The organism is Aquimarina megaterium XH134 (assembly GCF_000520975.1).
GTDB classification, from domain to species: Bacteria; Bacteroidota; Bacteroidia; order Flavobacteriales; family Flavobacteriaceae; genus Aquimarina; species Aquimarina megaterium.
The window spans coordinates 21,012-33,829 of the sequence record NZ_JACB01000062.1 but is presented as its reverse complement, the minus strand read 5'-3'; the positions used below and the strand labels follow the sequence as shown (position 1 = coordinate 33,829).

The 12,818-nt window shown below is 33.4% G+C and carries 12 protein-coding genes; 1 reads left to right on the top strand and 11 read right to left on the bottom strand.

From position 1 onward, the window contains the following. Nucleotides 1–47: 47 nt before the first annotated feature. Entirely contained in the window at nt 48–344 is a 297-nt protein-coding gene (locus tag Z053_RS0125125) for a hypothetical protein (RefSeq protein WP_025667722.1), read from the bottom strand. Nucleotides 345–786: 442 nt separating this feature from the next. Here Z053_RS0125125 and Z053_RS29320 point away from each other — a divergent pair, with 442 nt between their 5' ends. Then, the gene (locus tag Z053_RS29320; RefSeq protein ID WP_035096827.1) at nt 787–3,021 is read left to right on the top strand and encodes a penicillin-binding protein 1A; all 2,235 of its coding nucleotides are present in this window, start codon (nt 787–789) and stop codon (nt 3,019–3,021) included. Nucleotides 3,022–3,048: 27 nt separating this feature from the next. Here Z053_RS29320 and Z053_RS0125115 read toward each other — a convergent pair whose 3' ends face one another. From Z053_RS0125115 to Z053_RS0125070, 10 genes are all read right to left on the bottom strand, one after another. Next, nucleotides 3,049–3,621 carry a phosphatase PAP2 family protein gene (locus Z053_RS0125115; protein WP_025667721.1) on the bottom strand — a complete coding sequence of 191 codons (573 nt, stop codon included), beginning with the start codon at nt 3,619–3,621 and terminating at the stop codon, nt 3,049–3,051. Nucleotides 3,622–3,643: 22 nt separating this feature from the next. Continuing rightward, complete coding sequence (locus tag Z053_RS0125110) at nt 3,644–3,871, bottom strand: hypothetical protein (RefSeq protein ID WP_025667720.1); 228 nt, start codon at nt 3,869–3,871, stop codon at nt 3,644–3,646. Between the two features lie 74 nt (nt 3,872–3,945). Beyond that, a complete protein-coding gene (locus tag Z053_RS30520) occupies nt 3,946–4,986 on the bottom strand; it encodes an OmpA family protein (protein WP_025667719.1) in 1,041 nt (346 codons plus the stop codon). Nucleotides 4,987–5,181: 195 nt separating this feature from the next. Continuing rightward, nucleotides 5,182–6,552, bottom strand: coding sequence for an MATE family efflux transporter (locus tag Z053_RS0125100; RefSeq protein WP_025667718.1), 1,371 nt, complete (start codon nt 6,550–6,552; stop codon nt 5,182–5,184). Nucleotides 6,553–6,751: 199 nt separating this feature from the next. Then, entirely contained in the window at nt 6,752–8,140 is a 1,389-nt protein-coding gene (locus Z053_RS0125095) for a M20/M25/M40 family metallo-hydrolase (protein ID WP_025667717.1), read from the bottom strand. Between the two features lie 19 nt (nt 8,141–8,159). After that, nucleotides 8,160–9,038: a PPK2 family polyphosphate kinase gene (locus Z053_RS0125090; protein ID WP_025667716.1), complete on the bottom strand. Its 879-nt coding sequence runs from the start codon at nt 9,036–9,038 to the stop codon at nt 8,160–8,162. 136 nt (nt 9,039–9,174) lie between these two features. Next, nucleotides 9,175–9,696, bottom strand: a complete 522-nt coding sequence (locus tag Z053_RS0125085) for a hypothetical protein (protein ID WP_152538394.1) — start codon at nt 9,694–9,696, stop codon at nt 9,175–9,177. Between the two features lie 116 nt (nt 9,697–9,812). After that, nucleotides 9,813–10,976, bottom strand: a complete 1,164-nt coding sequence (locus tag Z053_RS0125080; RefSeq protein WP_025667714.1) for a sigma-54-dependent transcriptional regulator — start codon at nt 10,974–10,976, stop codon at nt 9,813–9,815. Next, nucleotides 10,976–11,875 carry a hypothetical protein gene (locus tag Z053_RS0125075; RefSeq protein ID WP_025667713.1) on the bottom strand — a complete coding sequence of 300 codons (900 nt, stop codon included), beginning with the start codon at nt 11,873–11,875 and terminating at the stop codon, nt 10,976–10,978. The genes Z053_RS0125080 and Z053_RS0125075 overlap by 1 nt, the downstream gene beginning before the upstream one ends. 39 nt (nt 11,876–11,914) lie before the next feature. Continuing rightward, nucleotides 11,915–12,817 (bottom strand): mechanosensitive ion channel family protein, encoded by a 903-nt coding sequence (locus Z053_RS0125070; RefSeq protein ID WP_370540762.1) that lies wholly within the window; start codon nt 12,815–12,817, stop codon nt 11,915–11,917. Between the last annotated feature and the right edge of the window lies 1 nt (nt 12,818).

The window sequence follows — 12,818 nt, the reverse complement described above, 5'->3', positions numbered from 1 at the left end:
ATTTATGTCGCCATCTTATCTGAAATAATAACATAATAGTCATAAGGTTACTTATCATCAATACCTGCTACCTGATCTTTATTCACTTCTTCAGGTATATTATTGCTAGCACTTACACTTTCTTCTTCCTCTTCAAAACTTTCCATAGTATCTGCCAGACGTTTGCTAATTTTAACCAAATAGATTGTCTCTTCTGTTCTTACTTCTACAGCTTCTATTGCTTCATTATGTTGGTTTCTAAAATGAACTATATCTCTATCATTATAACCATCGGGAAACTTTTCTACTAGTAGGTTTAAAATGTCTTTGTTAAGTTTTTTGTAGTCAACAATTACTCTTTTCATAGGACTCACAGGTTTAAGAATTAATTCTATACTTTACATATTTAAAACAGCATTTTTTTTGCTAAATGCTATTTTCTCGATTATAAATCTTGGTGTATTTTTTATTCACTTACTCCAAGTAATTTTCAATTGAGTGTATATTATTTCACTGAGTAATTTGTTACTACAAGTCTAAATAAAAAAAATGAAACTTTTAAGAAATCAACTTTAAAAATCAATTATTTTTTTAAAATTTTTACTTGTTAAAAATTTTAAATTTTTATCTAATCATAACTTATTTCCGAAAGTTTTCAGAAAATTTATGTGTATTGCTTCACTACCTTTTTCAGTACTCATAATGATAATCGATTGTATTATTCATTAGAGATTTTATAAAAAGTAAGAAACTCATATCCCCTAATAATATGGCATTTTCGACGTTATGTATGTCGGTATTATGATTATGATAAAGACAATATTTAAAAAAAAATGGATAAAATGGCTATTCTATGCTATTGGTGGGTTCATTTTCTTCAGCATTTGCTTTTATGCTAGTATATATTTTGGTTTCTGGGGTAAATTACCTAATAAAGAAGAATTAGGTTCTTTAAAACAGGCCGAGGCCACTCAAGTACTGGATAAAGACGGTCATATGATTGGTAAATATTATATCTATGACAGACAACCCATATCATACGAGGATTTACCTCAGCATCTTATAGATGCACTAGTAGCTACAGAAGATGTACGTTTTTATGAACATGATGGTGTAGATAACACAAGTCTTTTACGCGTATTTTTTAAGACCATTTTACTTCGGGATAAATCTTCGGGAGGGGGTAGTACCATAACTTTACAATTGGCAAAAAATCTCTTTGGAAGAAAAAAATATAAATTATTTAGTACTGTAATCAATAAATTGAAAGAATCTTTTGTTGCCAAAAGAATAGAAGATATATATTCAAAAAAAGAGATTCTCACATTATATTTTAATACTGTTCCGTTTCCGGATAACACTTACGGAATTGAAAGTGCAGCCCAGAAATTCTTTAATAAATCTACTCATCAATTAACACTCTCTGAAGCCGCCACACTTGTTGGGACACTTAAAGCTAATCATAGTTATAACCCAAGGTTGTTTCCTGAAAGAAGCCAGTTAAGAAGAGATGTTGTACTTCAACAAATGGTTAAATATGGATACCTAAGTGCTCATCGATCAAATCAAACCATGAGTCAGCCTATCATAATGGATTATCAACATTTTAACCACGATCTTGGGTTGGCACCTTATTTCAGAGAAGAAGTAAAAAAAGAATTGATCAATATCTTAGAGAAACATAAAAAACCAGACAGCAGTACTTATGACATCTATAATGATGGTTTGATTGTACACACTACACTCGACTACAAAATGCAGATTTTGGCAGAAGAAGCTATGAAAGAACATATGCAAGTATTACAAAACGATTATGAAAAATCTTTTGGTAGTGCTGCTCCCTGGAAGACCGATAAAGATCTCGTTAAGAATGCGATCAAAAGCCTTAAAATCTATTCGATATACAAGGAACAAGGGTTGACAGAAGCGCAAATTGAAGATTCTCTTTCTGTAAAGAAAGACATAGAACTATTCGAGTGGAGTGGTAACATTACCAAAAAAATATCTTCTCTGGATAGTATACAACATTATTTAAAATTTCTGAATACCGGAATGATTGCTATCGAACCAACAACGGGTGCAGTACAAGCATATCTGGGAGGGATTGATTATCGTTATTTTAAATATGACCATGTTTCGCAAAGTGAAAGACAGGTTGGTTCTACTTTTAAACCTTTTGTGTATACCACTGCTATAGAAAATGGTATGAAGCCTTGTTCTTATTTCTCGACAAAAGAGATCACCTATACAAATTTAGACAACTGGACACCTAAAAACGCATCAGAACAAAATGATCCATATCTTAATTTTACACTAGAAAAAGCGCTTAGTAACTCTGTTAATACTATTGCAGTAAAGGTGCTCAATAAAGTGGGGATTCCTAAAGTTGTAGATCAGGTAAAAAAACTAGGAGTCACTGCTATACTTTCTGAAGAACCTGCAATGGCGCTGGGTACAGATGGTATCAAATTAAAAGAATTGGCAGGAGCTTATGCAAGTTATGTAAATGAAGGTAAAAGTGTGAAGCCTTATTATATTTCGAGAATTGAAGATAAAAATGGTCGTTTAATTGCTTCTTTCGAACCCGAAATAGCTGAGACTCCTGCCTATAATGATTATACAAGACAAGTGCTTTTAGAAATGATGAAATCTACTGTAGAACAAGGTACTGCAACCAGACTTAGAACCACTTATAACCTCAAAAATGATATTGCAGGTAAAACAGGAACCACTCAAGATAATAAAGATGGTTGGTTTGTTGGGATTACTCCAAATCTAGTAACGATCACCTGGGTAGGAAATGATAATTACAATATTGGTTTTAAAACTACTGCTTTGGGGCAAGGAGCCAATACTGCACTACCAATTTTTGCCAAATTGTATCAAAAGATGAACCTGGATAGTACATTTGATCCTATTACAAAAAGTAAATTCGAAGAAAGTGCAAAGGAAGTTTTAAAGGATTTGGATTGTAAACCCGAAAAAAGAGATAATTTCTTTAAGCGTCTTTTTGGCAAAAAGAAGAAAAAGAAGAGGTTTTAAGCTAAAATATATACAACCTACTTCTTATCATCTGACTTCTCCGTATTTCTTTACCAGAAATGTATGTAGCCTAAACGCTCCCACTCCTAATAAAATACCTATTGCCATACCAGTAACGATATCGCCCGGATAATGTACTCCTATATAAATTCTGCTATAACTAACAACAATTGACCATACCACCATAAATGGAAAGATATACTTTAGGTGTTTTCGTAAGGCTAATCCTGTAAAAAAAGCTAATGCCATAGAGCTAGCTGCATGACCAGAAAAATATCCATGTCGCCCACATCGTTCTGCAATAAAACGTGTAAACTCTGCTACACCATCTGCCCTACATGGCCGTGGTCGCATAAACAACACATTTTTAAACAAATTTGATAGTTGATCGGTAGCAGTAATTAATAATGCGACAACCACCAGTGTGATGATCGTACCTCTAACTCCAAAATATTTATAGAAAAAAATCAATAATACTAAATACAGAGGGATTTGGTATAATTTCTCTGTCATAAATAACCAAAATCCATCCCATACAGATGTACCCAGATTATTGAGGTATAAAAAAAGTTCTTTATCTAATTGTATGAGGTCTTCCATTGTTATGGTCGTTTATCTATTTTTATTCGTCGTAACGTTCTATTTCACGATCATAAAAATCATTAGCAGTTTTAAAAAGATTTTCTGCTTCCTCTAACAATTCTTTTTCATCATTTTTATCAAACTCTTCAAGCCATTCTATTTCATCATTTTCCAGATTGATAATACATCTCGGAAACTCGGTATGAATTACAAAAATGGCATCTGGATAATCAGTATTATCGCCTAATAAGAATTTTGGGAAGTCCATAATGAATACTTAAAATTACAAAGTTTCAAAGGTACTATCTTTTTTAAGGAAATCAGAAAATTATTAGGGAACTACTATTCAATTTTAATTTCTACTCTATTGTTTGATTCTGGATCCAAATTAGAATCTGCAGTAACAACGGGCATAGTATCTCCAGCCGCTACTATTTCGATTAAAGATTCGTCTATACCTTGTTCTACAAAATATTTTTTTACATTACTTGCTCTCATTGCAGACATGATTTCGTTTTCAAAAGATGAACCGGCATCATCTGCATGGCCAATAATTTTAACTTTGCTTACTTTAAATATCGTTACATACTGAATATAAGAATCTAATGCTTCTTTAATTTCTTTGTATGCTTCACTTTCGCCCACCAAGAATTCTACAGGTGAAAAATCAAGAGCCATATCACACACCTGGCTAGATGTAAGGTTTTTGGTATTTCTCATTTCCATTAGTAAGACATCATCTACAAAATAGTAGGCCGTATCAAACCCTCCTCCTTTTACAGATTTTCCTTTTGGGCTATCTGAGAAATATCCCAAAGAAATATATTTTTCTGTTCCTTTTGCTCTATATACTCCACAAACTTTAGTCCATCCCTTGGTATTACATACCATTTTGGAAGATTCTATATTTAAAGGAAATCTAGAGGTAGTCGTTATTTTTGGCCTTCTGGCAGTAAAATATGATCCAATAGATGAAGTACAGGAATTCGAGATGCCTTCTCCTAAAGAAACATACATATGAAAATAGTAATATTTCCCCTTGGATAATGGTTGTTTTAATTTGGCTGTTACTCCTTCTTTATAAGGACCACCGGCAATATACATTCCTACTTTACCTTCTCCTGTTCTGGGCTCCTGTTCCCCAAACTGTTTTAAAAAATTAGGTGATTTATGAATAAATCTAATATCAGCCAATCTAGGGTGATAAGCATCTGGAGAATTAATTGTAGCTTTCCAATCCTTAACAATTCCAAAGTTTTGCATCTCCATATCCAGTCGTGAAATAGCTGCATTTGTAGCTTCGAAACTAGGGTTAGGAATAAGGTTTTGATTTTTACTATGAACAAAGTTTTGACTTATACTACTCTGTGTAACCAATATCATAAGCGTTACAAGCAGTAGACAAAATCTAGAATTTGGGACTCTCATATTTTGTATTCTCTTTTTTTGGAAAGATAGTTAATTATTCGTTAATACCAAATAAACGTAATAAGTATGAAAATGGTATTTGGTCTTTATTTTTATTTAAAAAATTACTTCTAAAGCCTAGATTTTATAGGCAAAAAAGACGTTATGATTTTAATTCTTATGAATTAAACCTTTGGTCAAAGCATTAAATCTAAGATATAGAAGCAATGCAGAAACAGAAAGGCCTGCCAGCAATCCAATCCAAATCCCTGAACTTTTATATTCTGTATATAATCCTAAATAATAGCTAATAGGAAATCCTACTACCCAATAGGCTATAAATGTAATTAAAGTAGGGATTTTAACATCCTGAAGACCTCTCAAGGCTCCTAATACAGTAACTTGTATCCCATCGGAAATTTGAAATAATGCAGCAATAACTAATAGTTTTGCTGCAATGGCAATCACCTCGGTATTATCTGCCATATTTTCGGTATCTTCTATATCAAGATATATTCGAGGAAGTAAATCGTTAAACAGAACAAATACTAAAGCAAACACAACTGCTAATAAAAAAGTGAGCAGAAATATTGAAATTGCGATTCTTCTTAGGTCTATAAAATGCTGAAGCCCTTTTTGGTTACCTACACGCACCATTGCAGCTACACTTAATCCCATAGCTATCATAAACGTCATAGAAGATAGGTTTAATGCTATTTGATTAGCTGCCTGTGAGTTTTTACCTAAAATACCTGATAACCATATCGCAGTAGTAAAAATTGCCACTTCAAAAAACATTTGTAATGCAGAAGGAAATCCTAAGGCTATTATTCTATTTATCATTTTTCTCTCTAGCGAGAAAAACTTGATATGAGTCACATATGAGGTAGATTTTTCTTTATTTTTTAGGAAAACCCATAAAAAGATAACCATTACAAACCTTGAAGCTAATGTTCCGACGGCTGCTCCTACTATTCCCATTTGCGGAAAACCAAATTTTCCAAAAATCAATACATAATTGAGGGCTATATTTACCAAATTAGCAACCAAAGTTGCATACATAGGATACTTGGTCATAGACAATCCATCTGAAAATTGCTTTAATGCCTGAAAACTTACTAGCGGAATCAAAGAAAAAGCGACCAGATCCAGATATGGTATTGCCAGTTCGACCACCTCTGGAGGTTGTTTCATTAAATACATCAATGGTTTTGCTACGAGTATCAACAAAAATAATGCAATTCCTAATGTAGTACATAGAAATAACCCATGCTTAAATGCTGATTTACCACTAGCAAAATTGTTTTCTCCATCGGCCTCTGCCACCAATGGTGTTATTGCAGTAGAAAACCCTATCCCCAAAGACATCGCTATAAACATAAAACTATTACCCAGAGATACAGCTGCCAACTCTGCGGTACCTAACTGTCCCACCATAATATTATCGACTAAGCCAACAAAAGTATGTCCCAACATACCCAACATTACTGGTGTAGCCAACTTTAGATTATATCGAAATTCTTTAGTGTATTGTTGTAGCATTTTACAATTTTGAAGACGCAAAGGTATTAGAACTCGAAATAAACTAAATGATTCTTATCGTATATTTAACGTTATTTTTTTAATGGTTAAATATTCTGGAAATTACTAGTTCTAAAAAAGTCAAGGTAAAATACACTGGAGTTGATAGTTTATCATAACCGCCAGTTATTTTATTATTGACAAGAACCCAACGAAAATATTATTTCGTTCCATATTTATCAAAAAGATACATCAAACTGGTCATTGTAGCAGCACCTAGTTCGAGTTCTCGTTTATTAACGGCATCAAAAGTATCATTCTTTGCATGATGATAATCAAAATAACGTTGTGAATCTGGTCGTAATCCCGCGAGTACAATTCCATCTTTTTTAAGTGGCCCGATATCGGCACCGCTTCCGCCTTGAGTGAAAGAATGTATCAAATAGGGTTCGAAAAGAGGTTTCCAGTCTTGTACCTGGGCGAAATTAGCATCATCACAATCAAATGAGAAGCCTCTGGGGGTAAATCCTCCGGAATCACTTTCTAAAGCAAAAACGTGATTCTCTCCTTTATCTTTAGCAATTTTTGCATATTTTTTACCACCCCGTAATCCATTCTCTTCATTCATAAATAATACTACGCGAATAGACCGCTTAGGCGTATATCCTATTTCTTTAAATAGTCTTAATACTTCCATAGATTGTACTACTCCTGCCCCATCATCATGAGAACCATCTCCCAAATCCCAAGAATCTAAATGCCCACCAACTACCATATATTCTTTAGGAAATTCACTTCCTGTAATCTCGCCAATCACATTGTATGATTGTACATCTTTCCAGGTACGGCAGTTCATATTAATATGGAATTTAATTTTAGGATTTAATGTTAACATAGAGCTTAACAAATCTGCTCCATTAGTACTTATTGCTGCGGCAGGAATTTTATCTATATCTTTCAGGTCACCATAACTCATTGATCCTGTATGAGGGAAATCATCTAGTCTAAGGTTCATAGAACGAACAAGTACTCCTACAGCGCCAAACTTAGCTGCTTCTGCTGCTCCAGAATATCGTTGATCTACACACCCTCCGTAAGCTCTAAATGTTTCGATAAGATCTGCTTGCATAGGTCTGTTAAAAAACACTATTTTCCCTTCAATCTGAGCAGTGCCTAGTTTTTTGAGTTCTTCTAATCCTTTAACTTCTACAATAGGAGCTTTAATACCTCCTATTGGTGTTGGCACAGAGCCTCCTAATGCGCAAATTGGCACATTGGTCGTTATGCCTGGTTCTGTTTCGATATAGGCAAATTCTGTTACACCACGAGTCCATTTTGGTACCATTACCGGTTGTAACCATACTTTATCCAAGCCTAGCTTTTTTAACTCTCTTTCCCCCCATTCTACAGCTAGTTGAGCATTTACAGAACCAGAAAGTCTCCCCCCGATTTGATTAGAGAGATAATCCAGCCATGCATAACTTTTACCATCAAGTAGTGAGGTATCATATATTTTTTTTAATGTAACAGCATCTTCTTTTACTTCATTCTGCGCAAAGCTATTAAGTGATAAAATTGCAAAAATGATGGGGATTATAGTTCTTACCATAGTATTTTCTTAAACTTTTTTATTCGTTCTCTAATTCTTGTTTATACAAATCCAGATTGGCTTTTGTTTTGTTATCTAATTCTGGTTCTTGTATATCATCATATTCTTTTAGTGTTGTATATAACGTTTTTGCTACAATATATCGTGCTACGGGTTTATTATCGGCAGGAATCACATACCACGGGGCATGTGGTAAAGAAGTTCTATTTATGGCATCCTGATAACAATCCTGATATTGATCCCAAAGTTTACGTTCTTTTAGATCTCCTGCAGAAAACTTCCAGTTTTTTTCTTTCTTCTCTAGTCTTCGAAGTAACCTGTTCTTCTGTTCTTCTTTTGATAAATGCAAATAAAATTTATAAATCAAAGTACCGTTTTCGGCAATATGTTTTTCAAAATTTCGAATTTGTTCAAAACGTTGCTCCCAAAATGCATCATTAATATCTTCGACTGTATTGATATGAGGTATATTTTCTCCCATTATATATTCTGGATGTACTCGTGTTACCAAAACATTTTCGTAATGTGTTCTATTGAAGACTCCAAACTTTCCTCGTTGTGGCAAAGCGATATAGTGTCTCCATAAATAGTCATGACCTAGTTCTAACGCTGTAGGCACCTTAAAACTGTGAACAATAATACCACGAGTATTGAAATCTTTAAATACTTCTCTAATCAAACTGTCCTTACCAGCGGTATCCATACCCTGAAGACAAACCAGCACAGCATACTTGCCATGGGCGTATAAAGTATCCTGAAGCTTTCCTAATTTCTCACGTGTTTCTTCGAGTTCTTTCTCAATTTTTTTCTCGCTCTCATTAAGGTCAAAGGTGGTTGGGATTTTGGATAATTCTACGGTATTAGATACCATAAAATCTTTATGATTTATCTTCTTCATACTATGATTTGTGTTATCACCCGAAAGATACTAAAGTTTTGGGTTTGTAGGAAAATAGTTTATCAATACCCATTTTTAATATATTTTTTTAACAAAATCTAAGGTCTAATAAGAAACATTTGAAAAATAAGCAGGCTTACCTAGCATAAAAATCATAGCTAAATCCAACCATAAACGTATCATATCTACGTCCTAAACTCTTAACATTAAGTTCTGCAAAAATATGTACAGGTATAGAAATCTGATGTAATGCTCTTATTTTTATTTGCGCTCCATGGTTAAAACTTCCTGTTCTAAACCCCAGAAAAGCATCCTCTTCAATTGCTTCAAATTCATCTGAATCATTACCTACATATCCTATTCCGGCGGTTATTGTAGTAGGATACCAATTAAATAAAATTAAATTTACTCCAATTGCCAGTTCATTATACCCTTCATACTCTTGATCTGCACCTATAGCAAATGAACGATTGTATTCTCCTAAAAAAGTGGTGTAACAATTAAAAGCATATTCTATCCTGACTCCTAATGCTAATTCATTTTCGAGTCCAAAACTTTTTGCCGCTGCAAATCCATAATTAGTTGCTCCCGGATCATATTGAGCAGAGGACATATGGGGTATACACAACAACGAAGTCAACAATAAAATTCTTCTCATTATTTTGGGCATATACTAGAATTGGTCGTAATATAAGACGTATTAATTACAACAATTGTTTTCATCAAAAAATATAATTGATCGTTATGATCATATAAAAGGATGAAGATTAATAATTACTTAGCCGCAAATAGTTTTACATCTTCTTCACTTACTTCGTTACCGCCAAGAATAATTAAACGTTCGACTACATTGCGTAGTTCTCTTATATTACCTGTCCAATCATATTGCTGTAATTGTTTTACAGCTTTGGGAGAAAACGTTTTAATAGGTGATCCTTGTTCTCCTGATATTTTTTTAGCAAAATACTCTATCAATAAAGGAATATCATCTCTTCTATCATTTAATGCCGGAACTTTTACCAAAATCACTGCCAATCTGTGATAGAGATCCTCTCTAAATTTATTTTCTGCTATTTCTTTCTTTAAATCTTTATTTGTTGCAGCAACTACACGTACATCTACTTTGATATCTTTATCACTACCTACTCTTTGTATTTTATTTTCCTGTAGTGCTCTAAGTACTTTTGCTTGTGCAGAAAGGCTCATATCTCCTATTTCATCAAGAAATATGGTTCCTCCATTAGCAGCTTCAAACTTACCGGCGCGGTCTTTATTGGCCGATGTAAAAGCTCCTTTTACATGTCCAAAAAGTTCACTTTCTATTAATTCCCCAGGTATTGCTGCACAGTTTACTTCTATCATTGGTCCTTTTGAGCGATCGCTTTTTTGATGAATCCAGTGCGCAACTAATTCTTTACCTGTACCATTAGGGCCGGTAATTAAAACTCTTGCATCTGTTGCAGCAACCTTTTCGATGATACTCTTGATATCAGAAATAGCTTTTGATTCTCCAATCATCTCATAATTTTTGGAGACTTTTTTCTTAAGCATTTTATTCTCTACAACGAGTTCCTTACGATCTAAGGCATTACGTACTGTATTGAGTAAACGGTTAAGGTCTGGCGGTTTAGAAATATAATCAAAAGCACCTAACCTCATTGTATTTACGGCAGTATCCAGATCCCCATGACCAGAAATCATGACAATAGGAATCTCGGGTTTTATCTTTTTAATAGCCTCTAATACTTCTACCCCATCCATTTTTGGCATTTTGATATCACAAAGCACAAGATCGTAATCTTCTGCTTTGATTTTTTCTATACCAGAAAGCCCATCTTCGGCTTCAAAGACTTCATATTTACTATTTTCTTCAGATAAAATTTTTACCAGAACCCTACGGATTGCTGCTTCGTCCTCGATTACTAATATTTTTGCCATTATATTTTTAATTTTATTCCGCTACGAAAATAGAATGTATTTTTATCATTGATTGCTAATACATTTTCTTGATTACCATCTCGCAAACGAATTTCATTACTTAATGTATATCCTGCATATGTGTAAAACAATAAGTGTTCCGTAAAATAATATTCATACCCCAATGCTCCCATAACATTAAACATCGATACATTTTCTATTACTTTTGTTTCTCCGTTTTCATTTACATATGCTCTGTTATTTTGTAAATTACCATAAAAACGATCCAGCCCGACAAAAGCCTGAAGTGTACTTTTCTCATTAAAAAAATATTTAAGATTTGTTTTAGGAGTCCCTATAGCATAGGACCAGCTTTGATGAAATCTTTTATAATAATTAATGATAGGAAGTGGAAAATTAAGGCTTGCAGGGTTAGTATACTGCACTCCTACAATTAAACGAGCTGTTTTTGGTTCTTGTATATTTTTATAGGTCTTTACAAAATATAAAGATCCTCTGTATCTAAAATCATCACTCTCTAAACCCGATCCTTCAAAATTAGATGAAATTCCAACTCCAAATTTAGTCCCAAATCGCCAATTGTTTTTCATCTTAAAGGTATACCCCAACTCTACAGCTGCTGTATGAAAACTATTTAGTTCTCCCCGATCATCAAATCCCAACTCATCATCTATCTGTAGATTATTAAATCTATATTGTGCACCGATTACCAGATAAGTTCCTTTATCATCCATTTTAATAGGATAATTAGCAGAAACTCTAATACGGCTATAGACATTATCACTATCGGCTTGTGGGATATATGTATATTCGATTCTTGCTAAATCAGTACTCTGACAACGTACGCCATTAAAGCTATATAATAATATGCATATCAAAATCAGGTTCTTCTTTCTCATTTTTTGGGGCGTATGTTATACTTTTCTATCTCTTTTTTTTCATTCTTTTATAATGGTAACTTCTCGTTGTGGGAAAGGAATATTAATGTTATGCTCTCTAAACAAACGATCTATTTCAAATCTAATCTCACTTTTAGGAACTCCTGATTGAAAACTATCATCAATAGTAAAAATTATTTTGAAATTTAATGAGCTATCTGCAAAATCTGTGAATAAAACCATTGGAGGTGGGTCTTTTAGCACATTTGAATTAGAAGATGCTGCCTTAATCAATAACTCTTTCACTAATTGTGTGTCGCTACCATAAGCAACGCCCACAGAAACAGATTCTCTGGTTACTGTCCCGTTTTGAGTCCAATTATATAAGGACGAGGACATATATTTATGATTAGGGATAATTAAAACTTTATTATCAATGGTTACTGCTCTAGTCGTTCTTAATTTTATTTCTTCTACTCGTCCTACTTTACCATCTAATTCTATAATATCGCCTACATGTACCGTTTGATCTATAAAAATAAATATCCCGGATAAAATATCCTGAATAAAAGTTTGCAATGCAAGACCTACACCAACTAATAATGCAGCAGAAGCAGCAAATATAGCTGTGATATTAAATCCAATACTATCTAATGCAAAAAAGATAACAATGAGATAAATGAAATATTTTGAAAATGAGAATACCGATTCAAACTTAAGTTTATCCTGACTCTGCATTTTACGGGTAAAAACTCTCTTTGTAAGTTTTAAGATAACCGAAGTAATAACAAAAACCAGTAATACAAAAAATAATAAACCTACAGTAAGTACAAAGGGATGTTCGTCTGTTCCGAAATGAAAAATTTCATAACTAAAAAATTCTTGCAGGGTATCCCAAATATTTTTAGGAATAACTTCTTTAACCTGCTCCTTTACTTGTTCTGTAATTTCTTCCTGCATCATA

What these genes read in the sequence shown, in the direction of transcription:
- Z053_RS0125125 (WP_025667722.1), bottom strand. Translation starts at nt 344, where the DNA reads ATGAAAAGAGTAATTGTTGACTACAAAAAACTTAACAAAGACATTTTA.
- Z053_RS29320 (WP_035096827.1), top strand. Translation starts at nt 787, where the DNA reads ATGATAAAGACAATATTTAAAAAAAAATGGATAAAATGGCTATTCTAT.
- Z053_RS0125115 (WP_025667721.1), bottom strand. Translation starts at nt 3,621, where the DNA reads ATGGAAGACCTCATACAATTAGATAAAGAACTTTTTTTATACCTCAAT.
- Z053_RS0125110 (WP_025667720.1), bottom strand. Translation starts at nt 3,871, where the DNA reads ATGGACTTCCCAAAATTCTTATTAGGCGATAATACTGATTATCCAGAT.
- Z053_RS30520 (WP_025667719.1), bottom strand. Translation starts at nt 4,986, where the DNA reads ATGATATTGGTTACACAGAGTAGTATAAGTCAAAACTTTGTTCATAGT.
- Z053_RS0125100 (WP_025667718.1), bottom strand. Translation starts at nt 6,552, where the DNA reads ATGCTACAACAATACACTAAAGAATTTCGATATAATCTAAAGTTGGCT.
- Z053_RS0125095 (WP_025667717.1), bottom strand. Translation starts at nt 8,140, where the DNA reads ATGGTAAGAACTATAATCCCCATCATTTTTGCAATTTTATCACTTAAT.
- Z053_RS0125090 (WP_025667716.1), bottom strand. Translation starts at nt 9,038, where the DNA reads ATGAAGAAGATAAATCATAAAGATTTTATGGTATCTAATACCGTAGAA.
- Z053_RS0125085 (WP_152538394.1), bottom strand. Translation starts at nt 9,696, where the DNA reads ATGAGAAGAATTTTATTGTTGACTTCGTTGTTGTGTATACCCCATATG.
- Z053_RS0125080 (WP_025667714.1), bottom strand. Translation starts at nt 10,976, where the DNA reads ATGGCAAAAATATTAGTAATCGAGGACGAAGCAGCAATCCGTAGGGTT.
- Z053_RS0125075 (WP_025667713.1), bottom strand. Translation starts at nt 11,875, where the DNA reads ATGAGAAAGAAGAACCTGATTTTGATATGCATATTATTATATAGCTTT.
- Z053_RS0125070 (WP_370540762.1), bottom strand. Translation starts at nt 12,817, where the DNA reads ATGATGCAGGAAGAAATTACAGAACAAGTAAAGGAGCAGGTTAAAGAA.